Source organism: Microcoleus sp. PH2017_34_RAT_O_A, assembly GCF_020737885.1.
Classification (GTDB): domain Bacteria; phylum Cyanobacteriota; class Cyanobacteriia; order Cyanobacteriales; family Microcoleaceae; genus Microcoleus.
The window spans coordinates 1-25,648 of sequence record NZ_JAEQDD010000068.1 but is presented as its reverse complement, the minus strand read 5'-3'; the positions used below and the strand labels follow the sequence as shown (position 1 = coordinate 25,648).

The window sequence follows — 25,648 nt, the reverse complement described above, 5'->3', positions numbered from 1 at the left end:
ATGAAAATTATTTTTGATGAATATCTGCCAAAATGGAATTATCGTGCAGTGCCGACTATTTAACAGACGCTAAAGTTATTAAATTTTCATTCCTTACGAATGGACCAGACGGTCGGGACCAGCGGATGGTCTTGCAGACGACGACCGACCGGCAGTTCGGACACGACCGGGATATCGAGGCCGCGAAGCACCTCGGAGGGGCCTATGCCGGATCGCATCAGGATCGCCGGACTGACATACGTGCCAGCCGACAGGATGACTTCACCGGCCAGGATGATCGCGCCGCCAGCCAGTCGGACGCCTTGGGCTTTGCCTTGCTCCACCAACACGGCATCGACCAGCGTCTCGTCGCAGATGGTCAGATTGGACCGGGTGCGCACCGCATCACCCAACAGGGTCATTCCCGTGTTGAGCCGCACACCCATGCGGGTGTTCATCACATACGGACCAACGCCCAGCGGCTGCTCGGTCGTGAAACCCGCTGTGCGCTCGTAGCCCGCCGCCAGCGCCGACGCGATGAAGTCGCGATGCTGGTCGGAGACTTCCTCATCGCCAAGCTGGTGGATGGGGACGGGGCCGTCACGGCCCTCGCCGCCAGAGCCGGAGCTGCGCTCCAGCGATTGATAGAATGCCTGCGAGCTTTGCCAGTTCAAGGCGTCGAGGTCATGCGCATTGGCCCAGCGATCGTGGTCGTATTTTGGCAGCCGCATCGTCACTGCGCCGTTGACGGCTGAACAGCCACCCAGTACTTTGCCACGGTAAAGCTGAAGCCTTCTGCCCAGCAATCCAGGCTCGCTGTAAAAGCCCCAGTCATGCTGCGAATCGCCACCTAATAGGTCCTGGCGGCGGACTGGGTCGGGGTAGGCGTTTGGGGGATATGCCTTGCCCGCTTCGAGCAGCAAGACACGGCGAGATGGATCGGCACTCAGTCGGTTGGCCAGCACTGCGCCAGCGGACCCACCGCCGACGATAATGATGTCAAACTCTGCTCGGCCAGCGCGCCCAGCAAAGTCTCGGCGGCTCTGTTCTGTTGCGTTGATTGTTTGATTGCCTTTCATTTCATTACTCCTGTAAGGTCTTCTCCGCACGGCACATGCCGCGAATTTGGGATAATTTTAGTGATCAATCCAAGATCCTGCGTTGCATGCTTTGCGGTGACGATGCCAATCTTGCGGTTCGATGTGATGGCAATCGCTCTTATTTTGCGCGTGCGCGTTGTAATTAGGTGCTTTTACACAGATGCCATTTGCCGATCGAGCTTGGTCTCCTGTCCATCTCGTTGCACAGATTGAGCTTTGTCATAGCTCTCCATCAGGGCGCGGTAAATCGGCATGAGGTCAACCATGACACTGGCAAACTCCATTGCGTCCGGACGGTTCCATGTGTTCATGAGTTCGCCGATTACTGCGTAAGTGTCAATGGGCATGGCTCCCGCCTGGACGACGCGAGCCAGAGTGAGGTCGGTCGCCATCTGGCTCCAGTTGCCGGAAGCGTCAATGATCGTGAAGACCTTGTAACCAGCGGCCAGTGCGCTCAGCGTCGGAAACGCCATGCAGACGCTGGTGAGAGTTCCGGCGATGAGGAGAGTCTTTCGCCCAGTCTTCTCGATCGCGTCTACCCAAGCTGGGTTGTCCCAGGCGTTAATCTGTCCTGTGCGCGGAATGTAAACCGCGTTAGGATTGTGCTGGTGGATTTCGGGAATCAGGGGACCATTGGGACCATCGGGCACCGAAGCAGTCGTGAAGGTCGGAATCTTGGCGAGTCGGGAAGTCTTGGCGAGCGCCGTAACATTGGAGCGGAGGGTTGGGAGTTCGATGTCACGCACAAGTTGGAAGAGTCCGCTCTGATGATCGATCAGCAGCAGTACTGCGTCGTTGGGATCGATCATTGTGTCGATGGTGTTGCTCATGGGTTTGTCTCCTTTTTCATTCAAATTTCAGAATAAGTTCAATATAGGAGATCGCTTTCAAGCCGTCTTCTACAGCAAGTTAAAACTTTTACAGTACAAATTGATAGAGTAACCCTGCGATCGCAAAGTAGAAGGCTGGCTCTAACTAAAGTTAGAATCCGAACTCGATCGAAAGTACATCGGGTATGACAATGATTCGTGCAAAACTGTATCACGACAGGCTTAAAACCTTTGTATAGCTACTTTTAAAGATCGATGTTTCCAAGAGTCATGAATCGTTTTACGGCAGTGAAATTTCCGGTTCAATATCGTGGATTACTTGCAGATCGTAATCGACCGCCTTGGTGGCGCGCTTCGCGATCGGCGGTGGAGAACGATTGCCGAAGGCAGGCTACGCCAACGAGATTAAGATCGTAGACCCCAAGACGTTGCACCCGTTTCTCTGACTCAGTTCGGCGTTTTCAATCGCGATCGTCGATAAATTTACCCCTCGATTATATTCGATGTTCCCACAAAAACTAGATCGCTGTTTCCAGCGTCACTTCAAGGTGTGCGGATTCACGATCTGTGCCATACCTTTGCCACCGAGCGGGTTGGGTTAATGGGGATTGAAGAGTTACGAGCACTGATGGGGCACGAAAATATTCAAACTACTTTACGCTATCAAAAGGTTACTTCTGAGCGAGCAGAGGCAGCAGCGCAGAATGCGTTTATGATGCTATCGATGCAATTGTTTTAGAGGTCAGTCTTTGAGAAACAATAGCAGATCGGCATTGAGGAGATCTTTATGCGTGTCAGCCAGTCCGTGAGGTGCTCCGGGATATATTTTCAGGGTGGCATTTTTTACCAATTTTGCAGCAGCGATCGCCGCAGCACCAATCGGTACGATCTGGTCATCATCGCCATGAACTATCAGTGTTGGCACGTCAAACTTTTTGAGATCTTCAGTGAAATCCGTTTCAGAGAAAGCTTTGATACAGTCAAATGCATTCTTGTGACCCGCCTGCATTCCCTGGAACCAGAACCAGTCAATCGCGCCCTGTGAGACTTTGGCACCCGAACGGTTGAAGCCGAAGAATGGGCCGCTGGCGAGATCTTGGTAGAGTTGCGATCGATCGGCTAAGGAACCAGCACGGAGTCCGTCAAATACCTCGATCGGCAGTCCATCGGGATTTTGTTCGGTCTTGAGCATCAGTGGTGGTACAGCAGAGATCAGCGCAGCTTTAGCAAGTCGGGCTGTGCCGTGGCGACCGATATAACGGGCGACTTCGCCGCCGCCTGTGGAGAAGCCGATTAAGGTAGCCGCGTTGAGATCGAGCGTTTCCATCAACGCGGCGAGATCGTCAGCATAGGTATCCATCTCGTTGCCGTTCCAGGGTTGACTCGATCGTCCATGTCCCCGTCGATCGTGGGCGATACAGCGAAAGCCACGCTCTGCCAAAAACAACATCTGCGCTTCCCAGCTATCGGCATTTAAAGGCCAGCCGTGACTAAAAACAACGGGCTGTCCTGCGCCCCAATCCTTGTAGTAAATCTGCGTACCGTCTTTGGTGGCGATCGTGCTCATCTTTTGTGTCTCCTGTTTTTGATTAGGGAGGATCTGGAATGTCGTTGCCCTCATCGATCGATAATCGATCGCACAATGATGTGAGGGGGAAAGGATCGATGGCACGCCGCTGTTCCTTCACCCCTCTTTCCCCACTTGACTAGGGATTTTGGCTTGGGTGTAAGATCTGAGCATACGAACTCCGTTCTGCCGATCGAAGATGCTTAGATCGCATCCAGTCCAAGCTGTATTCAGCTATTTCTCGCCAGCCGCGATCGAGTACCAGGGAGTGCCCGCGATCGGCGAACTCCTTGAACTCGGTTACAGCCTTCGATTTCCTGTGATACAGATTGAGCGCACTCTTGACCATCACTGACGGAGCTGTGTTGTCTTCTGCGCCTGATATCAGCAGCAACGGGCCGCGAGTCGCGTTCGCCACATTGACCTTCGTTGCTGCATTTGGGTTGAGGGTTGCTGTGGCAGCCTCGAAAAATGGTCGCCCAGGGGCTGGCATTGCGTACTTGGCGTACAGTTCCTTAGCTTCCTGCTCTGAAACGGCGTTGGTAAAGCCGAAGCGGAACTGTTGCTCGGTCAGGGACACCGCACGCCAGAAGTTTAAGGGATTGCTCAGAACCGGAAACGCGGATTTCAGTGCCGAGAGTGGCAGTTCGGGTACGCCCTTGGGCGGCGCAGAATCGATCGCGATCGCAGCGGCAGCAAGGTCACGACCAAGTAGGTTCTGTACTAGGATTCCGCCAAAGGAATGTCCAATGAGGATTGGCTTGCGATCGAGCTTTTTGATCTGCTTGGCAATGTGGTCAGCGATCTCGGTCACGCCATAGCCTGCGACAGCATCAGCGTTCTGGCGCGTTGCCTCGGTGGTTGCCCCATCGCCCGGCCAGCTTGCGGCGATCGCGTCATAACCATGCTCGTGGAAGAACTCGATCCAAGGATTCCAGGATTCTGCATGAAGCCAGAGTCCATGAACAAAGACAATCGGCATCTTGGTGGTATTTTCGGGTGACATCACAGTACTCCTTATAGTGTTTCGCAACTTTGGTGTATCTAAAAGACATCTCTTAAAAAGCCTATCAAGAACAGGCAGGATGCCTGTTCCACAAGAATTATGGGAGATATCTAAACAACTTGTCTGCAATGATGCCGACTACCTAAGACCACCCGTGACGTATAGCGTTTCACCAGTGATCCAGGCTGAATCGGAGGATGCGAGGAAAACAGCCGCAGTTGCAATATCCTGTGGCTGTCCAATGCGACCCAGTGGGGTTTGCGCTTCAGTCTGTTGGCGACCTTCGCCCTCGGTCATTCCCGCTGTGTGAGAACCCTCCGTCTCCACCATGCCAGGATTAATGGCGTTGACGCGGATGTGGCGTGGTCCTAGTTCTTTCGCGATCGACTTTGTGATAGCATCAACAGCCGCTTTACTGGCGCTATAGATCGAGCCATTTGCAGGCGCAAGGGTGCTCACGATCGAACTAATGTTGATAATGCTGCCGCCCTCTGGTCCGAAGTGCTTTACTCCTTCCTGCAAGGTGAGGATCAATCCCAGCACATTCAGATCGAAATGCTTGTGGAAGTGCGCTTCCGTGATGTATTCAAGTGGGGCAAATTCATAAATGCCAGCATTGTTGACTAGGATATCGAGCCTGCCAAAAACCTGCTGCGTCTGTGCAAACAGATGTTCGATCTCTGCTTTTTTGGACACATTTGCCTGAACTGCGATCGCCTTCCCACCAGCGCTAGAAATCTCATCAACCACGCGATCGGCTCCTTCTTTGCTAGAGGCGTAGTTGACGACTACGGCTGCACCTTCGGCTGCCAAATGTTTGGCGATCGAGGCTCCGATACCTTTAGAGGCTCCCGTCACGACGGCAATTTTTCCTTCTAGTTTTTTCATGGTGAGTCCTATAGTTGTGGAGTTGGAAAGAGTTATCTAAAACAGGTTGCGAGAACACAAGAAGATACCTTTCGGATATGCAACATGGGTCTTACATCAGCAGATCGGAGTCACTCCTTGAGAAACGACAGAAGGTCTGAATTAAGCCGATCTTTATGGGTGTCAGTTAGTCCGTGAGGTGCGCCTGGATAGACTTTCAGTGTGGCATTCTTCACCAATTTTGCGCCAGCGATCGCAGCAGCCCCAATCGGCACAATCTGGTCATCATCGCCATGAACGATTAGGGTTGGAACATCAAACTTTTTCAGATCTTCCGTGAAATCTGTCTCTGAGAAAGCCTTGATGCAGTCGAACGTGTTCTTATGCCCCGCCAGCATTCCCTGTAACCAGAACCAGTCGATCGCACCTGGTGAGACTTTGGCATTCGGACGGTTGAAGCCAAAGAATGGTCCACTAGCGATATCTTTGTAGAGTTGCGCTCGATCGGCGAGAGAACCAGCACGCAGCCCGTCAAAAACCTCGATGGGAAGTCCGTCAGGGTTATTCTCTGTCTTCAGCATCAACGGTGGTACGGCAGAGATTAGCGCAGCTTTAGCGACTCGTGCAGTGCCGTGACGACCGATATAGCGGGCTACTTCTCCGCCACCAGTGGAGAAGCCAATTAAGGTAATACCTTTCAGATCTAGGGTTTCAATCAACTCGGCGAGATCGTCAGCATAGGTGTCCATCTCATTACCGTGCCAAGGTTGGCTCGATCGCCCATGTCCGCGTCGGTCATGAGCAATGCAGCGAAATCCGTGGTCAGCGAGAAATAGCATTTGAGCTTCCCAACTATCGGCATTTAAAGGCCAACCGTGGCTAAAGATAATCGGCTGCCCCGTACCCCAATCTTTGTAGTAAATCTGTGTACCATCTTTGGTCGTGATTGTGCTCATTTTTCTGTCTTCTTTTTCTTACATAGAGGTCATCAGAAATATTATCCTCACCAATCTTGGAAACAGTATTTTTAATTTCCCTGTAAATGTGCTTCCAAAAACCATAAATATTTATCCACCGTGCGCGATATTTCGGTGAAAAGATCGGCAGTATCCGCATCTTCTAAATCGTTAGTTAGATTGATTGTTTCTCGCACGATTTTGGCATAGGGAGCAAGGCGATTGGCGATCGCTATCACATGATCTTTGCCATCGATGATATCGTCAGGATATTCGGGGAGAGTAGATGTGCTGGCAGCGATGCGGACGGTGCCCATTGCAGTGCCGCCGAGGGTGGTAACTCGTTCGGCGATCGTGTCAACATATTCATCAAGCTCAGTGGCGATCTGGTCGAACAGTTGGTGCAATTGGTAAAAATTCATGCCTTTGACATTCCAATGTGCGTGCTTAACCTGTGTTTTTAGGTCGAGAGTCAGAGCCAAAGCAAAATTGAGCAGGGCAATAATTTGAGTACGATTTTCAGTGGGTAGATCGATGCGACTGGAATAGAGCTTTGTAGCTTTTACTTGAATATCTAAATGATCGATCGAAACGGTATGAAATGTGGTCATGAGATTACCTCTTATGAGTTTGTGGTGGTTTTACAACTTAACGATCTGCATTTATCCTCAGTGATATGTTGTTTGGTTTTAAGAATCAACAAATTTAGGGATTTGCCGCGACAATAGCTGTAATCAATTGCTCAATGTTCCAGCGATCGCGATATCGAGTTCCATTAATAAACAGTGCTGGCGCAGTTGTTACTCCACTTTGCAAGCCACTTTCGATATCTTTGTTGATGCGATCGACATACACTTGTCGAGTCATCTCTTGTAAAAACTGGGGAATATTGAGTCCCAGGCGATCGGCATACTCCACCAAATAGCCGTTGCCTAAAGCTTGTTGATGGTTGAACAGCATGTCGTGCATCTGCCAAAACTGACCCTGTGCCCCTGCTGCTAGCGCCGCCGCTGCCGCCTTTTGAGCTTGAGGATAGATTTGAGGTTGTGGGAACTGTCGAAACACAAAACAGAGATAATTTTCCTCTGGAAATGTTCCATTAAGCTGCCCATAAATGGTCTCAATTAAGACGTAAAGTTCTCCACATTGAGGACATTGATAATCTCCATACTCAACTAGGACAACTCTGGCATTGAGCGATCCTTGTCGATGGTCTCGCGCAGAGGGTGATTCAACTAACTGGTTGCGATCGCCCGATGCTTCAGAAATATCGTGACTCATGCTAAACCTCTGAAGGAAAGAGCGTTCATCGTACAAGCTGTACTGTGAAATCTCTTTTCCTCAAACCTACAATTGTTTGTATGTCCTTAATTTAGGGGACTAACTCAAATCTGTCGTCAATTCAGGGGCTATATTTGAATCAACAAAAAGATCAATTATTAGGCAATCTGAGGTATTAGGTTTATATCAAACTTAAGTTCAGGTTCATAGCAAACTTAAGTTCCTATGACATTCTTATAGGCTAGCAATCCCTCGTTTTAAGGCAATAATGGTTGCCTGAGTGCGATCTTTGGCTCCCAACTTGCTTAAAATGCGGTTGATATTCGATTTGACGGTGCTTTCAGTAACACTTAAGGCAGCACCGATTTCCAGATTGCTCATACCCTGTGCCACTAATCGCAACACATCTAATTCGCGATCGGTCAACTCTGGATTGGTCATTCGCTGCGCCAACTTAGCGCCAACATGAGGTGGGATATACTGCTGCCCATTGTGAACGACGCGAATAGCAGTTCGCAGTTCGTTAGGCTTACAGTCTTTGAGCAGATAACCCTTTGAACCTGCCCGTAACCCTCGATAAATATCTTCATCTCCATCGTATGTCGTCACCACAATGATACGAGCCATTTTAAATTCAGCACAAATCGTAGTAATGGCTTCCACTCCTCCCATTTGAGGCATCCGTAAGTCCATTAATGTCACATCTGGTTGCGTTTGACGGAACAACTGGATGGCTTCCATACCATCTTTGGCAAGACCAATCACACTCATATCTTCTTCTTCATTGATGATGGCTTCTAATCCTTGTTGGACGATGGCATGATCGTCTACAATCAGAATCCGAATGACCGCTGGTTGGCTCATAACTGTCTACTCCCGATTCACGATTACAATAATCTCTGTACCCCGATCGGGCTGACTATGGATGATTAATTCACCACCAATCTGCTCAACCCGTTCACTCATCCCCAATAAACCAAATCCCTTCATTGGGTACACTTGGTCAACTTGAAATCCCTGTCCATCATCTTTAATCTTTAAAAGACACTGCGTCTCCTCATAGACTAATTCAAGTTGAATTACGCTAGCATGGGCATATTTAATGGCGTTGGTTAATGCTTCTTGGCCAATGCGTAAGAGGTTATTTTCAACATCTGGTGATAAAGCATAGACAACACCGATGATTTCACAGGTGATGTGAGTGTTTGTGGAAGATTTCATTTGAACGGTTAGATGGGTGAGGGCACGATATAAGTCTCCCTCCTCTAACAGTTTTGGTCGGAGGGTGGTAACTGATCGCCGAGCTTCAGCCAGTCCAGTTCGGGCTAATTCATCGATTGTTTCCATGTGAGCCTGAGCCCTCTCTGGATTTTTTGTAATCTGCTCCGTCGCCGCTCCAATATGCAGCAGAATGCCAGTAAACGCTTGCGCTAGTGTATCGTGGATTTCTCGCGCCATGCGGTTGCGTTCTTCTAAAATTGAGGCTTCCTCAGCGCGTTTGCGATCGCTAATGTCTGTAATCAAACCATAGTATCCTCTCACTTGAGCATTGCGATCGAAATCAGGGATATAGACTGCACTGATATGCTTTTTACCAGACGAATAGGAAAGTTCTGATTCATAGGTCGTGATTTGTCCTCCCAACACCTGCTTAACATACGGTTCAACAGCTTGATAAGCCACCTCACCCAAGATCTCACGGTTCAGCTTACCAAGAATTTGATCTCGATTACGCCCAAACCAAGCTTCACAGGTCTGATTAACAAAGCAATAGCGCTGATTAGCATCTGTATAAAAGATACAAACGGGCAGAGCGTCGGTGATCAGACGTAATTCTTGTTCGCGTAGGCGCAGTTCGTCGTAGACATCGCGCAGTGCAGCTTCGCTTTTCTGTAGATCTGCTGTTCGTTCTGACACCTGTTTCTCAAGAGTCTGATTGTAATTCTCTAAAAGCTTCTCACTTTGCGACAGAGCTTCATTTAATGTCTTCATTTCATCAAATGAAGCTTGTAATTCATGAGTCATTGTATTAAATGACTTTGCCAATTCCCCTAACTCGTCGGAGCGTTCTGTATTAGCAGTTTGTTGCCAATTTCCCTTCGCTAGCGCCTTCGCTGACTGATTTAAGCTTAGAATTGGTTGGGTAATCCATCGAATTGTTTGGATGCAGATTAACATCGCTACTACCAAGGCAACGACACATAGTAAAACAGTAGTGAGAGTGTTGCTATGAATTTGCTTGACAAACTCATCTTCAGGTACAACAACTATAATTAACCAATCGATCCCTCGTTCATCTTTTAGAGAACTTATTTGTAAAAAGTGGCGCTTCCCATCAATCGTAAAATCAATTTGTTGACTTCCATTAATTTTGTCAAAATCCCCAAAACGATCGCTTAGATATTTAGCTGTCTCTCGGACTAAAGGAACTGTGCTTTCGATTGCCTTAAGTCGTTGAGCATTCTGCTGATTCTGGTTTAAAACATATAGCTTCTCTGAAGTGGAAGATGCTACCATCAAACCCGATCGCTCAATTACAAACATTGCTCCCGAATCGCTGATTCTTAATCCTTGCAAAAAAGTACTAATCTGTGAGATTGCCAAATCAGTTGTTAAAATTCCTGCCAATTTTCCTGTTGAGTCAAAGAAAGGAACGCCAGAGGTAAGGCCTACATTGTTATCCGTATAAGTAGTAATCTTGCTCCATGCGGGTCTCCCTGCTTGAGCGAGCGTGATGTACCAAGGTCTAGTTCGGGTATCATAGTTTGGATTCAGACTCAACAGATTCTTCCGATTTCCATTGCTATCTGAGGTGTAAATAGCGAAATCACCTTTAACAAAATTTCCCGTACTACCGACTGTCAAATTGGTTTTGTGGCGACTCGCTCCAATGATTCCACCTTGCTCATTTGACACGCTAATGTAACTCACTGATTTAAACACTTGAAGCTGTCGAGCAAAGTACCGTTCTAATAATTTAGTGTCTTTCACATTAAACACATCTAAATGCCCCGATTTGATCGCTTCAACATTCACTTGATTGACGAGGTGGGGAGTTTCCAAATAGCTTTCTATATAAGATTGAATATGAGCACTGGTTTCCTGGCGTATTTGGGTTGAAAGCTCGTTAACTGCTTGTTCTCCATTCTTAAATGAAAGATATCCAACAAACCCCACGATGCCTAGAATTTGCAGTACCAGTGGCACAATAAGAACAGTTCGCAACGAAAGCTTACTGGGAATCTTGGTAACGCTGCTCAGTAATGATTTAACAGCCATATCAAGCTCCTATTTTCTCGTGATGTGCTGTCAACAATCTACACTTGTTGACAACACGCGACCGCCTTGCTGCGCGCTTGCGCATTCGGCTGAAACCCGCTTTGTTTGGTGGATTAGAGACTTAACGTGAAAAGTCAGCTCTGGATAAGTATGAGGTAGCAGATCTTAAACTATACTCTAGCTTTACCAGAAGAATCGGTATAAAGCCTTTCCCTTCAGAGGTGAATTAGACAGGGATTATTCATTATTTCAATCCTCTTTAAAATATGAATCTCTGAAAGTACTGCTATATAATGGTTTTGAGCCTGTCATGATACAGCTTTATACGAATCGTTGTCATACCCGTACATCCTATAAGCTAACAATGCCGCGCTTAACAGCAACAATCACCGCTTGAGTGCGATCGCTCACATCTAACTTATTCAAAATCCGATTGACATGAGATTTAACCGTGCCTTCACCGATACTCAAAGCTGCCGCAATATCAGCATTACTCATCCCCTGCGCCAGTGAGCGGAGTACCTCTAGTTCTCTTTCACTCAGTTCTGGATTGCTGAGGCGCTGAACCAATTTTGCTCCCACATCGGGCGGAATATACTTCTGACCCCGATGAACGGTACGAATAGCATTCAGAAGCTCGTCAGGTTCAGTTTCTTTCAACAGGTATCCTTTTGCGCCTGCCTGCAATCCCCGATAGATATCTTCGTCACTATCATACGTGGTCAGGACAATAATTCGAGCAGATTTAGCGATCGCACAAATTGCCCTGATGGCGGCAACTCCCTCCACTTCAGGCATTCGCAGATCCATGAGCGTGACATTCGGTTGGTGTTCCTCAAATAGTGCGATCGCTTGTTCTCCATTTTCAGCTTGGGCAATCACCTGCATCTCTGGATCGCGATTAATAATCGTAGCTAATCCTTGCCGAAAAATAGCATGATCGTCTGCAATTAAAATCCGAATGGTCGTGGCTTGGCTCATCGTAATGCTACTCCCGATTGACGGTGACAATAATTTCTGTTCCTTGCCCAGGTTGACTGCTAATCGTGAGTTGTGCGCCGATGCGCTCTACTCGTTCGCTCATGCCGAGTAAGCCAAAACCCTCAGAGGATGGAATACTTCCAACTCCAAAGCCCTGCCCATTATCTTGCACGCGCAAGCAAAACCGATCGCGATCGTAGACTAGCTCCACTCGAATCTCGTCAGCATGGGCGTGTCTAATCGCATTGGTTAATGCTTCCTGTCCAATCCGCAGTAGGTTATTCTCGACTTCAGTGGGTAGAGCATACACTGTACCCTCGACCTCATAATACAAAGTTGTATCCATTGCGGCAGTTCTGGTCTGAGTCACCAGACGATGGAGAGCGCTCTGTAAACTGCCCTCCTCCAAAAGCTGAGGACGGAGCGCAACGACCGATCGCCGTGCTTCAATCAGTCCAGTTCGCGCCAATTCTTTGATTAGGTCTAGGTGTGCCTGAGTTGCTTCTAAATCATCCGTTAGCACCTGTTTTGCAGCTCCTACCTGAGCCAGAATGCCAGTAAACGCCTGAGCGAGTGTATCGTGAATTTCGCGTGCCATGCGGTTACGCTCTTCTAAAATTGAAGCTGCTTCAGCCCGTTTGCGATCGTCGATATCCGTAACAACTCCCAACGCTCGGATGGGTTCACCAGATTCATTCCAGGCAACAACGTTGCCAACAGCAAGAATCCATTTCCACTGACCATCCTGGGTACGATGGCGATACTCTGCTTGATAGTTGGGGACTTCTCCAGTAATACAAGCATGGTAAGTTGCAACTACTGATTCTCTGTCGTCAGGATGCAAACTCTCAATCCACTCAGATTTGGTCACGTGAAATGTTGCTGGATCGTAGCCCAGCATTAAAGCGTATTCTGGGTTAACCACAACTTCTTCAGTTTCGATGTTGAGATCGTAGAGTCCTTGATTTGAAGCGGTTAAGGCTAAGCGCAGTTGTTCTTCACTCGTTTGTAGAGCGGCTTCTGCCTGTTTGCGATCGCTAATATCCGCAATCACCCCTTCGATGTAGCCATCGTCTGCATTCAGATAAAGAGAGAAAAGCCCCCAAAACAATGTCCCATCTCGTTTTCGCATTTGGGCTTCAAAGCTTCGCACTTCCCGATCCCGCTTCAGCAACTCAATGAGGTGTTGGTGATCGCTGGGATCTGCATAATAGCCTATGACGTGTTCAAGCCCAATGATCTCCTCTGGTGAATCAAAGCCAAACAGATTAGCATGGCGTTGATTGGCATCGAGAAGTAATCCATCCGAGAGGCGGACTCGGTAGATGCCAACCTGCGAGTTTTCAAAGATATTGCGGAACTTGGTTTCACTGCGTTGCAATGCGGCTTCGGTTTGTTGACGTTCAGCCATCTCCTGCTGCAAGGCTTGAGTTCGCTCTTCTACTTTCCTTTCCAGGGTTTCGGCATAGTCTGCTAACTGTTCATATAACCGAGCATTCTCCAGTGAAATTGCTGCCTGAGCAATCAACAGTTTGAGGACTTGCAAGCGATCGCGGGTAAACACTGCGGTACTGAGCTTGTTCTCCAAATAAAGGATGCCGACAAGCTGATTTTGCTTGAGAATTGGCATAGAGAGGAGCGATCGCGTCTGTTGGTGTTGAATGTAAGGATCGGTTGAAAAAGACGATTCGCTGACGGCATCATCAAGAACTAAAGTTTCTTGAGTGCGTTCTACCAAGTGAATAACGGAGACAGGAATCGTTACACAGTCAGCAACAGCAAGCTTTTCCAGATCGCACTGTCTACTCCCACTGCATTGAGCCACCACAGTGAGCTGATCGTCTTCCAAGAGAATCAGAGCGCCAGTTTCGGCTCCTGCATTTTGTATCACTGCCTGCATCAACTTGGCAATTAATTGATCGAGATGGATAATTTCTGAGAGGGCTTGAGCCGCTTTCATCACCGCAGCCAAATCGATCGCCGCAGTCGAATGACTGATCGTTCCCTCGGTCAAAGTTGAATTTGATTGCCGAATTAAGTTGAAATTAAGTAGTTGTGGATAGCGTTTTTCTAAGTCTTTAACTTTAGCTTTTGCGCCCCAGCGATCGTAGCAATAGTGCGCTTCTTTCATGTAGGTTTGAGCAATTTTTGACCGACCTCGCGCCAGATAATGTTTAGCCGCTAATTCATAAGCTAATGCTTCTTCCTGGACATACTCATTTTCAGCAGTACCTGCAATCGCCCGTTCATAAAACTCCTCAGCCTCAAGAAATTGCCCTAAGACTCGCGCTTTCTCTGCCTCGACTAGATAAAATTTATGTAGATAATTCATTGGGGCATGTTCTGCCCATTTCTGCATCTTTTCTTGGTTGGTGTTAACAGAGTTTAGCCAAGCTGATTTTTCAGAGTTTGAAGCATCGAGCGATAGGCTCAAAAGCGCCAGAGAATGATAGAAGCAGAATACAGGTAAAACCGTTATTGCTGTCACCTCTTCAAAATATTGCCTTGCTAAAATAGCAGTCTGTATAGCTTGATGATATTCTTCAAATAAATAATGCAATATAACTTTGTACAGGTATAGCATTTTAATTGCACTTCCATCTTTAACTGCAAGGGCGTGTGGTAATGACTCCTCTTCATTACACACCCGACCAACTAAGCGACTGGGATTCTCAGACCTATCTAGCAAATTAAGAATGCTCTGCCACAGTATTGCAAGCCAATTCGAGGGGCTTTCCCGTCTGATTTGGCTGATCGCTTTGCTGTAAGTTGCTGTTTTTTGTTCTAGTTGGGTAAGTTTCTCTCCAGCAAAAAATGAGTTATGGCACACGAAATATGCAGTATAACCAGCAGATTCAAAGTCTCCGGTTTCCACCGCATTTTGATAAGAATCAACCAGAAATGTTATTGTTCTCCTAAGATGCACCTTCCAGTGCAGGATATGAAAACTCGAAAACATTAATGTTTTCGAGTTTCCTTTTTTGCTATGCAATCGTTCTGCCAAGCTGAGAGCCAGTTGTCCAAATTTATAACCGAGTTCAATGTCTTGAACAACTCCACATAGAACAGATCCGTAAGCAACATAACTATGTGGTGACCAGGTAGTATTACCGTAGTTAATTGACAGATTTACCCTCTTACATACAATCAGTATCCACAGTTCTGGTAACGTTATAAATACAGCAGACCCCATATTCGCTAGGATTGACAGAGCTGCCAGTGGTTCTGGTGCAGTCATCTCTGGTAAATCAATCAAGTCTTCGATTTCTCGTTCAGCAAATAGTGCAGCCGTTGACTCCAATTCCCTTTGAATATCTGCCTGACTTGGATTTTCTATTAAATCTATTCCCAAGAGCTTTAACGCTTCCAATCCAGTTTTTAGTACTTCTTTCAGGTTGCCCTGTGACAAATATCCTTGAATTCTACTATCGTAAGCCTGTACTTTGTAAACCACTGTTTTGGCACGATCAAGTACCACTTCTACCAACTGTTCCATCTCATCAAAGCGACCCTGGAGATACGCCGCTTCTGCTGCTTCTGAGTACAGCACTAAGGTGAGGTCATACTCACTCTGCCAACTCTCTGAATTGAGGAGTTGAAGCCCTGTAGTGAAATACTTAAAAGCTGCTTCATAAGCCGTTGCTGCCTTTGCTTTCTGACCTGCGATTAAATTCAATCTGGCAATTTTAGTTCGTTCTAATTGAGCAGAGACTAGCTCAGCTCCATGATTAAGATGATCGACAATCTCAAACAACCGCTCTGATAGCTGTTCTGGCAACGTTTTTTTGAGGAGATTGCGACCAATTTGCAAATGAACCACTTGTTTATGCGACTCATCAATCAAGGCGTAGGCGGCTTGCTGGACGCGATCGTGCAAGAACTTATACTCCTGAACTAACAAGTCTTCATCTAATTCAGAGAGAGGCTGAATCAATCCAGCTTGTATTGCTGCTAGTAAATCCAAAGAAATCGTCTGAGGAGACTGCTCACAAATGATCGCCAACGTCTCTAAATCAAATTCAGCCCCGACACAAGCAGCTAAGCGGAGCATTTGCTGGGTGCCTTCTGGTAATTTTTGCAACTTAAGCAGTAGTAACTCCACCACATTATCAGTCATGTTCTGGGCTTGAATCTGAGCCAGATTCCACTGCCAGCTTAGGTTTTCTGCATCAAAGCTCAACAGATTATCGCTATACAGCAATCTTAAAAATTCACTGACAAAGAAAGGATTACCCTCAGTTTTACGCAGCACTAGCTCCGCTAAGGAACGAACAGTGTCAGTATTCTGATGTAGCGTCTCGGCAATCAACTGACTCAAAGGCTCAAGCATTAAGGGTGACAATACAATCTCTTGCAGCACTGCCCCTTGTTTTCGCAGTTCTGAGAGCATTAAGCTCAGTGGATGTGTGGGAGTCACTTCATTATCTCGATAGGCTCCAATCAAAAAGAGGGATTGGGCTTGCTCATCCAGTAGCATCAGTTCAATTAACTTGAGTGTCGCGGAGTCAATCCACTGCAAATCATCTAAGAAAATCGCAAGCGGATGCTCTTCCGAGCAAAACACCCGTATAAACTGCTGAAAAACTCGATTAAAGCGATTTTGAGCTTCAGTAGCTCCAACTTCTGGTACAGGTGGCTGCTTGCCAATAATTAATTCAACTTCGGGGATCACATCAATCATGAGTTGCCCATTACTCCCCAAAGCATTTAGAATTTGCGATCGCCACTGCTCCAATTGCTCATCTGGTTCACTCAATAACTGCTGCACCAATTTTCGCAGAGCATCAACGATTGCACTGTAGGGAATATTGCGCTGGAATTGATCGAACTTACCAGAGATAAAATAGCCACGCTTTGCCGTAATCGGTTTATAGAGTTCCTGCACTAACGCTGATTTACCAATCCCAGCATATCCAGAGACCAACATCATTTCGACTTTAAATCTTATTTCTGAATTATTCTGGAAACCAGCGATGCGATTGTTCTCTAAAGACGCTACGCGATCAAACGCCGCTAGTAACAGTGCAATTTCCTTCTCGCGTCCATACAGTTTTTGGGGAATTTGAAAGCGATCGCAAACATCCTGAAGTGCCAGTTGAATGCGATCGATTCGACCCATTTCTGCGAATTGGCGATCGCAAAGTTCTAAATCTGCCTTAATCCCCCAAGCACTCTGATAGCGATCTTCTGCATTTTTTGCCATTAGTTTCAGAATGATATCTGAAATGGGTTTAGGAATCGCTGCATTCATCTCGTGAGGGGGAACAGGCTGCTTGGCAATATGACAATGAACCAGCTCCAGCATATTCGTTGCGGGAAACGGTAGGTGTCCAGTTAGCAGTTCGTAAAACGTCACACCCAGCGAGTAAAAATCGGTGCGGTAATCGAGCATCCGGTTCATTCGCCCGGTTTGCTCTGGCGACAGGTATGCGGGGGTTCCTTCTAGAAGATGGAGGCTTTTGAATGTGGGATTGGTGCGACTGAAGCGAGTGGCAATGCCAAAATCAATGATTTTGACAACGCCAGTCTTCGGATTAAAGACAATGTTGCTAAGATTAATATCTTTATGAATGACATGAGCCGCATGAATTTTGCCTAAAATATCAGTAATGGCGATCGCCACATTTAAAAAAACCGACAACGACATGGGACAGAAGTCTAATTGCTGCCGCATCCAGTATTCTAAAGACTCTCCACCAAAGTCTTCCAAAAGAATAACCAGCGTGCGCTGGTAGTCTTGCTGGCTGTATGCCTTGACTACGCCTTCAATGTTGAGAGAGCGAGTAATTTCATACTCCTGCCGATAGCGAGTTAATTCATGAGGAGAGGGATAATCCTGCTTGAGAACTTTGGCAATCACTGCACAATTATCTTGCTCTCTGATGCCCCGATACACCAAAGAAGCTAAGCTCTCATAGATTTTGCTGTGGATAGTAACTCCAGGCAGGGTAATCATTGAATGCTCACCGACGAAGGACTGTCATCCGTTTCCCAAAGTATATCACTTGCCAAACTCCAGAAAATTAAGCTTCTTGGTGAATTTTTGCTGACGGGGCGACAGGTCGCCTGAAAATCAGAGTGCGAACGATCGGGTCAGAAATAGCACCGCAAAGGCGATCGGCTACAATTGTCGCTGCTTTTTGAACTTCACTATTAGATTGCTGGAACGTCTCTGTTGTATTATCCACCACACGGTTGCTTTTGAGGCAGACCTAGTTAACAGGACTTAAACAGATTTTCAATGCATATAAATCCTAAACTGGCTTTATATGCAGCAAATATGTCCATATTTTATTAGGAGATTGTACCATGCTTAGCACTAATTTTTGATCGAAATTACATGATTAATAAAAGTTAACGGTATTTAATTAAAATAAATTGATTAATAAGAGCGCTACGCGCAAAATCTACAACAATTAAAAAGGAATTTGCATGAACACAATTATGCTTGTAGGTCGCCTCGGTCGAGATCCAGAAATTACCTACTTTCAATCTGGATCGTCTGTGACAAAATCTTCTCTTGCCATCAAGAGAAAGATGTCTGATGAAACTGACTGGTTTTCCATTGAAGCTTGGGGGAAAACAGGTGAGGTACTTACCAATTACACCAAAAAAGGCAGCCTCATCGGTGTCGAAGGTCAAGTAACGGTCGAAAGCTGGACGGGAAACAACGGCGAATTTCATTCAAAACTGGTTGTGAAAATCCAGCGCGTAACTCTCCTAGAGAAACGCGATCGAGAAACACAAACCGCAACTCTTCCCAAAGTAAACTCTTTCGGAAAGATTGCGTACAACCACAACGGCAAAACTCCTGTTTCAGCAAAGGTATTTTAACATCTATCTTTGCAGAAAAAAACTAATCATACCAATTTACTATGAAGCTGCATAGAACATAGACAAGCTGAAAACAAAGCCAGGTTTCGATTTTGTTACCCTGCGATTCTATGCAGCTTTATGTAAATTTGGTATCGCGGCATCGAATATTAGCAAACAACCACATAAACACAGGAGAAACTCTCATGATGCAAACTTGCACACTATCTCTGATAGTCATAAAAGATGACGAGTATGACTTCAGACAACAAGGCGAGAATAGCCTTGTTACAGGCACTGGAATTTTTGAGTTTCGCGGTCGGGAAGACATGGAATTTGCTAGCATTCCATTCTCTGCCAAAAATCTGTCTGCCCAACTCATTGAGTCTCAAAATACTGACAAAATTTTGTGTACCTGTAAAGGATACATCACATTTGAAGAAAATATTCCTGTCTTCAATATAGAAGACGCGGAAATAGCGGAAATTCAGACTGAACCACAGCCAGAAACTCAAGTCAAACCGGAATTTGCATCAAAACTAACTGCAAAAAGCCAGGGTAAGACGAAACCTGAATTTCAACCGCAATCAAAATCAAAACCTGTTTCTAAACTGCAATCGGAAGCAGAACTGACTTCGTTTGAGAGTAGCTTTCAAACTGAGATGGAACTAGATGAGAGTGAATATACTCACATTCCATTTTAGATAAGTTTAGGAAAAATCCCCTATTTGGGGATTTTTTTTCAAAACTCTCCGATTTCAATAGTCCGGGCAGTTTTCAATGACCAACGGTAGAATGCGGGTTATGGGTTCCCGGCTCTATGAAATATTAACGGTAGAATGAGGCTTTGGATCGCTGCTCAAAAAACTGTCCGGAGTATTGCGATTTAATAACTTATAGATATTAAATAAGTTGTTCAATAAGGTGTTAGATAAATTATTAAATAAGTTATTAAATAATTTGCAATACAATAATATTGCTGTAAGCCCAACCAGTCGAATATAAATGCCAACCCTGTGTAGTTGGCGCTCTGCGCTGTGTAATTGAACTCAGCTCAGAACTAAAAAAATGGCAGAAATTTTCCCACAAATAACTTTGCTCAATGAAGGATGGAAATTTGTCCTCCACTCTAAAAAATCCGGCGAAATAATCAATCCTCAAGGCACAAGACAAACTGCCTATTTCGGATTCGATTCGCAAGCAGCAGCCGAAAAATTCATGAAGCTGCTAATAACTCACGGATGGGGTGATTGCCAAATCCGCCAATCAAAAAGAATCAATACTTGTCAACTAGAAGTGAAAGTCTGGCACTGCCCTGACTTTTTGTTGAAGCCAGAAACAATCACTAAAACAGTAGGTTACGCGAAAGTTGGTCAGTTTTACGAAACTTATTTGTTCACAAAGAATGGTCAAGCGCAAAAATACAAAAATCTCACAGAAGAAGAACTTCAAAATGCCCACCAAATTTGCGCCCAGGTAGGATGGAAATTAGTAGACTGTACTAATTTTGCCAAGTGGTTTTCTCGTCAATCAAGGCTGGCAAGCGCTCCGCGCCAGTAACAGCGCAAATTCGCATTCGCAAGCTAAAAAATACCATGAAAATTACATCAAGCCACATCGTATATGTCAGCAGCTTAACTACTTGCTGCTCTAGCCCTGACACAGTAACGCTATTTGAAGGCTTCAACGAAACCAGCGTAACCCTGAAGTTTGGTACGGAAAGTGTAGAGGCTTTATCAAGTTTAATCAGCCACCTAAAGCTGACTTTAACCCACCTAACAACTGCAAAAATTGAAGAGTTAGAACGCCTTCAAAATCTCCATTGCACTTGCCAAGATTCTTGCCACATTGAACCATTATGATTCTGAAAAACTCGGAAAAACTGACGATAAATGTTAAGAAAGAGAATTATAACTTCAGAGTCAACTAATTCTCTTTTTTTTTACAACCCAATCATAATAGCGCTTCGCGCCGAGTTTTTGATAAATCACAACTCAAATATATGAAAACAAAAGAAGAATTGCTGGAGTTACTACCGGGCTTTGGCGGTAGCGAAACATTGTACACTCATCGGCTAATTCAGACGACGCTCGAACTAACGGAAGGTGTCATGTTCCTCGTTCGAGAAGCAGAATGTACTTGGTTAATCGACGCAATTGCCTCATACCAACCAGACATCAAAAAATCGGGCAATGAAATGCTCAAAGGATTCCAAATCTGGGAACTCACAAGACAGCAGGAATGTGAATTTTTGCTGATTTGTAAGGAGGATTCAGAAACACCACCCGCCTACAGCCAAGAAATAGAGTTTTCGGACTTCCCGCTAGACGAAATTAAGCTGTGGTTGTGCAACACCACTTTGCTATTACCGTCCGAATACTAAACTGATTTAACAGTCCACACCAAAATTAAAGATTCTAGTTGGGGAGTGCGCTCAACATTTGTGACACTTACACATTGTAATGGCACTGGAAGGCTTCGAGATTGTTCCCAGTCTCGAAGCTCTGCGTTAGATCAGAATGACAAAAAATTATTCTCACTACGTAAGCCCTAATTTAGCTAAACCGAAAATGTTCTAAATCTTACATAATGAAGGAAACGTGCAATGATTGCACGTTTCCTTTTTTTTCAAAGACTGTGGCCAAGACAAAAGTCAAATCACTTCTAAAAAGTTCTGCCGCAGCAATAAATACTTGTTTTCAACTACTTGACCTTCTTTCACGCCGTAAACCAGTTCACCATCAAAAATCATTGCCTCTTCAAATTCCCACAATTGCTTAATTTCTGATTGGTTCATTAAATCATTCCGCTCTTCTCCCCCTACAACCCAAAATCCGTCATCGCCTGGTAGACTAGGACAAAATTTATAAGACGGTACACCACGAACGCAATAAACCGCATATTCTGGAATGTCTTGAGGCATCAACAAATCCCTAATTTCCCTCAAGGTGTTTTTTGCTGAAACAACATCTAATACCATAAAAACTCCTAATTTTAACCTGGAAATTGAAATAAAAATCGAAATCGAAATCGAAATCGCAAAAAATCAACACAAACTTATAATCAACCTCCCAATTCCGAAGAATTTTTGCTCTTAGCAGGTAATGCCTGGAGCTTAGAAGCAGATTCCCGATCTTTTTCCATATACTGCTGGACAACATCCCACTGTTTTGGCATCGACTCGTAATGAGCAGCTTTCATTTCCTCCTTATATTCTCGGACAGCAGCAGGTGTCGGACGACTTTCTATCCGCTCGTTTTTCAAATGAACTTTACCGTTGTCCGCTTGCTGGATGCTTGCTTCATACTGTTTCAAAGACTCTGATAAAGTCTTCGTATCAAGTAGATCACCCGTTACTTTCATTCTGCCAGCATTCTGAACCCGGTCTTGATATTCTGGACTACGATGCAGCTTCTGAGCGTCCGCAGCCCACTCTACAAAACTGTTCAATGAAATGCCATCAATCTTCGGTTGAACCTCTTCTTTTATCCTGGTAAATCTCGCAGTCGCTTCAGATTGATATAAGTCTTGAATCGGTTTAATTGAGCCAAGAGCATAAGCATCCTCGGATGACGATTTCCAAGATTGTTCTTGAATTTCCTTATTGATTCTCCGAATCAAATATACTTCAGAATGCTGCTGCTTCAAAGGTGCCGGACACACCGCCTCGTATGCTTGAGGAGCCGATTCTTTAACCTTTAAATGAATGTCAATGGTAGTCGCCGGTGTAGGGTCTTCTTTCACCATCGATTTCGCCGAATCTAACCTACTAGCACTGTCACCGTGCTGACTTTTGAAAACAGCCGGTGCTGTACCGGGTTCTGCACTGACGCCCAGCGATTTCATTGCGACGCGCCCTATTGTATCAACTGAACCTTTTACTTCGTACCCGGCTTCCGCAGCGGCTTTCTGTACTCCTTTCGCATCGTTTACTACTGCGGCTAGTGCAATATCGTTTGGGCGATCGCCTTTTTCTCCAAACAAGGCTTTTTGATTTGATTTTGACATCAAATCTACCAAATACACGGCTTTAGATGAATCCTCCGCGACGGCAGTAACTTGCCGATCTAAATCTGCTATTGGCGACTCTGCTACTACTTCTTTTTCTGCTATCTTTGCTTTTCTTGTCGGCATATTAACCATCATTTTTTGTTGTTAAATTACTTCGTTGTTTTCTGCTGTGGCAATGTTAAATGAGACTGGCAATTAGATAAAGCTAACTGATAACCTCCTACAAATGTAAGCAGTGAAAATAACCCGGCTGCTAGCAGAAATTTTAAATCTAATGTTTTCCCGCTTCGAGTAACTCCTGAACCCAAAAAAGTCCCATCTGGTTTAGATAACGGTTCAAGTGCCAAAGCCTTTGCCTGGAGTGCATACTGCTCGGCTATAGATTTAACCTCAAACAGCCATTCTTCCTGCTCTTTCGTAATGCTATTAACCCGCTCAAGCCAATTGAAAAATACTCCATCAAATATAGATGGAAGCAATCGCAAAAGAAGTTCCAACCTCTGCATTCTCAGAAGAGTGTCAAATTCGGGGTCATTCGGAGAAACATCGTGGTTCTTAGAAAGTTCCTCTACCACATCTTTTTTAAACTCTTCCACGCTAGTTGGTATATTTTCTGGGGCAAACCACTGAACTATTTCCCGAATTCTTTCGTAATCTAAGACAGCGGTTTTACCAGAGTCTTCTTCTGGCTCGCTGTCGAAATCTTCTACATCTAACTCTGTTTGTTTCACTATCTTACATTCTCCTTAATATTATTCCCTACAGTCTCCTTCACATTAAGCTGTCCTGCATTTAACTTGAGCGAGCTATCTCGACACAGCAAGAAGTCTAGCGCTCAAAAATCCCAGTTTTAATGCGAAATAGCTTATTCTATAAACATTCCTACATTTATCTAGATTCTCCTTAACATTCTTCTCTAAATATTCCTACATTTCTCTAGTTTCTCCTTAGTATTTTCCTTGACATTCTTCTCCGCATTTTCGTCTATATTTTCGTACAAACTTTCATTGCAGCGAAAGAATTGCTTAAAACTAGCTCGCACAAATCGAAATACAGCCGATCGCGTTTTTGCATAAAATTCAAAATTGCCTACCGCATCTTTTGCAGAAAGTGCGTTTAAAAAAGTAACGTCCATGCGGGAAAGCCAATTCATGTGTCCAGCAGTCAGTTTAGGCAGATCGATCGACTTCAAATTGCCTGCTTCTTCCCGTTCCAAAAACCAATCTTCGTCGCACCATTCCCACTTGCTATTAGAGTCAGACCAATAATTCTCAAAATGCAAATTGCGTACTAAAATATGTATCAATTCGCCTCCGGTTAATTCCAAAGATTTTTGCAGGGCTGATTTAGACTCAACCGTACCGTCGCAAACCCACCACAGGAAAATACCCCAGCCATTCTCGACAGCAGCACTACCGACGCTGTTAGATGCAGCCCAGCAGGCAAATTCACTTGCTCGCCGGCTTGGTAAATCGATAACTGCCGATCGCCCCTGACGAACTAATTCCAGTGCCTCACAAGCCCAATCCAAATCATCGCAGGGAGGAGGTTCCATAATTTCGCATTTAGATTTAAAAAGCTTCTTCAAATTGCCACCTCTCCCCGCATCAAATAGCGCACAGTTGGGAATCCACTCAGCCAAAAGCTTGGCAACAACAGACTTACCGCTGGCGTCGCTTTCTCCTCCTACAAAATGCAGGAAAGGCTTTGCAGAATCGCACAATTTAAAGCTAAAATTTTCCATTTTTTGCTCCTTTATTAAGGTGTTAATCTTAGCAGCTAACAAGCACAATTTAAAGCTAAAATTTTCACTTCGGTCGGACTGCTTTATTAAAGGTTGATAGTTTAACATCCCAAAAGCACAATTAAAAGCTAAAATTTTTCATCTTTCTGCTCTTTATTAAGAGTCGATAGTTTAACATCCCAAAAGCACAATTAAAAGCTAAAATTTTTCATTTTTGGCTCCCATATGAGTCATCACTATGTCAAATTGAGTGCAGACATCTTCCAAAAACTTTCGGCTTCTAATACTAAATAAGGGTTTTCCAGACCTCATAGTTTCTGCTACTATTTTTAAAGGCTTTTGTTCTTCCTCAAAGATTTTTCGGTCGGGCGCGTACATCGCCGGCACGTTCATAATGAAAAATCCATATACACCTGCTCCATCAAAATTAGAAACCCCCGCAATTTCCATTTCAACTGAAGCGTACAGCAAAGGAGTTTTTTCGGGTTTGAGCTTCATAAAAGCTTCCCGCTGTTCCAAAGCCTGCCAAGCCACTTCGCTTTTCTCCCGGCCATAGTTACGCACCCAAACGTGTCGCATCCAAGAACCAAACTCGCGCATTGAATCAACAAAAAGCGCTAAAGAGGAAGGCGTACCATCGGAAACAAACCACATCACCGGCACTATGCCGAGCTCTTTTACCACATCTGCAAGGGCATTGCGGCGAGCCCACTCTTTAAAAGAGTCGAATGCCTGAGCTGGCAAATTTACGATCGCATCTTGCACCATCGCTTTCTCAATAATTGCATCCGCTTCGGAAGAAAGTTCTTCTGATTCTGAAAACAAACTGGTAATACACCGCTCCCCCAACTGCCCGCCATACCAATTAGAAACATCCGGTTTTGTGCGATCGCAATCGATGGCACAAAAATCTTCTCTCTTCAATTTCTCGCTCAAATAATGCACCATCAAGCGACAGCAGGTTGACTTACCTACCCCACCAGATTCTCCTCCCCAAAAATGTACCCAGTGTGCCTGTTCTGGAAGCGAAAACAACTGTTGGGAATCTGCGACTGCTACACCTTCTTGTCCATTTTGAGTTCCATCTAAACCGTAGTTGTATTCGCCGTCAGCAGCAAAACCTATGGTTCCATTCCAGGGCGAACGCATCTAAACTTTATATTAACAGAATATGGTATATTGGACAAGAATTATTGAGTAACTACAAAACATTTAATTAGGGTTCACCTGTATG

The 25,648-nt window shown here is 45.3% G+C and carries 23 protein-coding genes; 5 read left to right on the top strand and 18 right to left on the bottom strand.

The window, feature by feature from the left end; translation table 11 throughout:
* Positions 1-86: 86 nt before the first annotated feature.
* From JGK11_RS21510 to JGK11_RS21450, 13 genes are all read right to left on the bottom strand, one after another.
* Complete coding sequence (locus JGK11_RS21510; protein WP_293212798.1) at positions 87-1,058, bottom strand: GMC family oxidoreductase N-terminal domain-containing protein; 972 nt, start codon at positions 1,056-1,058, stop codon at positions 87-89.
* A gap of 173 nt (positions 1,059-1,231) precedes the next feature.
* Positions 1,232-1,909: an isochorismatase family protein gene (locus JGK11_RS21505; RefSeq protein ID WP_293212796.1), complete on the bottom strand. Its 678-nt coding sequence runs from the start codon at positions 1,907-1,909 to the stop codon at positions 1,232-1,234.
* A 742-nt stretch (positions 1,910-2,651) separates the two neighbouring features.
* The gene (locus JGK11_RS21500) at positions 2,652-3,581 is read right to left on the bottom strand and encodes an alpha/beta hydrolase (RefSeq protein ID WP_293212794.1); all 930 of its coding nucleotides are present in this window, start codon (positions 3,579-3,581) and stop codon (positions 2,652-2,654) included.
* A 34-nt stretch (positions 3,582-3,615) separates the two neighbouring features.
* Complete coding sequence (locus JGK11_RS21495) at positions 3,616-4,482, bottom strand: alpha/beta fold hydrolase (protein WP_293204223.1); 867 nt, start codon at positions 4,480-4,482, stop codon at positions 3,616-3,618.
* 138 nt (positions 4,483-4,620) lie between these two features.
* On the bottom strand, positions 4,621-5,370 hold the full coding sequence (locus tag JGK11_RS21490) for a glucose 1-dehydrogenase (protein ID WP_293204225.1): 750 nt from the start codon (positions 5,368-5,370) through the stop codon (positions 4,621-4,623).
* Between the two features lie 110 nt (positions 5,371-5,480).
* On the bottom strand, positions 5,481-6,305 hold the full coding sequence (locus tag JGK11_RS21485; protein ID WP_293212792.1) for an alpha/beta hydrolase: 825 nt from the start codon (positions 6,303-6,305) through the stop codon (positions 5,481-5,483).
* 71 nt (positions 6,306-6,376) lie between these two features.
* Positions 6,377-6,916, bottom strand: a complete 540-nt coding sequence (gene dps, locus JGK11_RS21480) for a DNA starvation/stationary phase protection protein Dps (protein WP_293212790.1) — start codon at positions 6,914-6,916, stop codon at positions 6,377-6,379.
* Between the two features lie 94 nt (positions 6,917-7,010).
* On the bottom strand, positions 7,011-7,586 hold the full coding sequence (locus tag JGK11_RS21475; RefSeq protein WP_293212788.1) for a DsbA family protein: 576 nt from the start codon (positions 7,584-7,586) through the stop codon (positions 7,011-7,013).
* Positions 7,587-7,820: 234 nt separating this feature from the next.
* The gene (locus tag JGK11_RS21470) at positions 7,821-8,450 is read right to left on the bottom strand and encodes a response regulator transcription factor (RefSeq protein WP_293212786.1); all 630 of its coding nucleotides are present in this window, start codon (positions 8,448-8,450) and stop codon (positions 7,821-7,823) included.
* A gap of 6 nt (positions 8,451-8,456) precedes the next feature.
* The gene (locus JGK11_RS21465; protein WP_293212784.1) at positions 8,457-10,865 is read right to left on the bottom strand and encodes a histidine kinase; all 2,409 of its coding nucleotides are present in this window, start codon (positions 10,863-10,865) and stop codon (positions 8,457-8,459) included.
* Between the two features lie 351 nt (positions 10,866-11,216).
* A complete protein-coding gene (locus tag JGK11_RS21460; protein WP_293204237.1) occupies positions 11,217-11,846 on the bottom strand; it encodes a response regulator transcription factor in 630 nt (209 codons plus the stop codon).
* A gap of 7 nt (positions 11,847-11,853) precedes the next feature.
* Entirely contained in the window at positions 11,854-17,802 is a 5,949-nt protein-coding gene (locus JGK11_RS21455) for an AAA family ATPase (protein WP_293212782.1), read from the bottom strand.
* A 67-nt stretch (positions 17,803-17,869) separates the two neighbouring features.
* Positions 17,870-18,034 (bottom strand): XamI family restriction endonuclease, encoded by a 165-nt coding sequence (locus tag JGK11_RS21450; protein WP_293212780.1) that lies wholly within the window; start codon positions 18,032-18,034, stop codon positions 17,870-17,872.
* A 244-nt stretch (positions 18,035-18,278) separates the two neighbouring features.
* Between JGK11_RS21450 and ssb the strand changes: the two genes are divergently transcribed.
* The 5 genes from ssb to JGK11_RS21425 all read left to right on the top strand — a co-directional run bounded on the left by ssb (position 18,279) and on the right by JGK11_RS21425 (position 21,042).
* Positions 18,279-18,680 carry a single-stranded DNA-binding protein gene (gene ssb, locus JGK11_RS21445; RefSeq protein WP_293212778.1) on the top strand — a complete coding sequence of 134 codons (402 nt, stop codon included), beginning with the start codon at positions 18,279-18,281 and terminating at the stop codon, positions 18,678-18,680.
* Between the two features lie 185 nt (positions 18,681-18,865).
* Entirely contained in the window at positions 18,866-19,363 is a 498-nt protein-coding gene (locus JGK11_RS21440; protein ID WP_293212776.1) for a hypothetical protein, read from the top strand.
* A 364-nt stretch (positions 19,364-19,727) separates the two neighbouring features.
* A complete protein-coding gene (locus JGK11_RS21435) occupies positions 19,728-20,219 on the top strand; it encodes a hypothetical protein (protein WP_293205426.1) in 492 nt (163 codons plus the stop codon).
* Between the two features lie 35 nt (positions 20,220-20,254).
* Entirely contained in the window at positions 20,255-20,521 is a 267-nt protein-coding gene (locus tag JGK11_RS21430; protein ID WP_293205424.1) for a hypothetical protein, read from the top strand.
* 140 nt (positions 20,522-20,661) lie between these two features.
* The gene (locus JGK11_RS21425; RefSeq protein ID WP_293205422.1) at positions 20,662-21,042 is read left to right on the top strand and encodes a DUF6876 family protein; all 381 of its coding nucleotides are present in this window, start codon (positions 20,662-20,664) and stop codon (positions 21,040-21,042) included.
* Positions 21,043-21,312: 270 nt separating this feature from the next.
* Here JGK11_RS21425 and JGK11_RS21420 read toward each other — a convergent pair whose 3' ends face one another.
* From JGK11_RS21420 to JGK11_RS21400, 5 genes are all read right to left on the bottom strand, one after another.
* On the bottom strand, positions 21,313-21,639 hold the full coding sequence (locus JGK11_RS21420) for a hypothetical protein (RefSeq protein WP_293205420.1): 327 nt from the start codon (positions 21,637-21,639) through the stop codon (positions 21,313-21,315).
* Positions 21,640-21,722: 83 nt separating this feature from the next.
* Positions 21,723-22,805, bottom strand: coding sequence for a hypothetical protein (locus JGK11_RS21415; protein WP_293212774.1), 1,083 nt, complete (start codon positions 22,803-22,805; stop codon positions 21,723-21,725).
* A 14-nt stretch (positions 22,806-22,819) separates the two neighbouring features.
* Positions 22,820-23,401 (bottom strand): hypothetical protein, encoded by a 582-nt coding sequence (locus JGK11_RS21410; RefSeq protein ID WP_293205416.1) that lies wholly within the window; start codon positions 23,399-23,401, stop codon positions 22,820-22,822.
* Between the two features lie 185 nt (positions 23,402-23,586).
* Entirely contained in the window at positions 23,587-24,414 is an 828-nt protein-coding gene (locus JGK11_RS21405; RefSeq protein ID WP_293212772.1) for a hypothetical protein, read from the bottom strand.
* Between the two features lie 198 nt (positions 24,415-24,612).
* Positions 24,613-25,563: a hypothetical protein gene (locus JGK11_RS21400; RefSeq protein ID WP_293212770.1), complete on the bottom strand. Its 951-nt coding sequence runs from the start codon at positions 25,561-25,563 to the stop codon at positions 24,613-24,615.
* Positions 25,564-25,648: the final 85 nt, after the last annotated feature.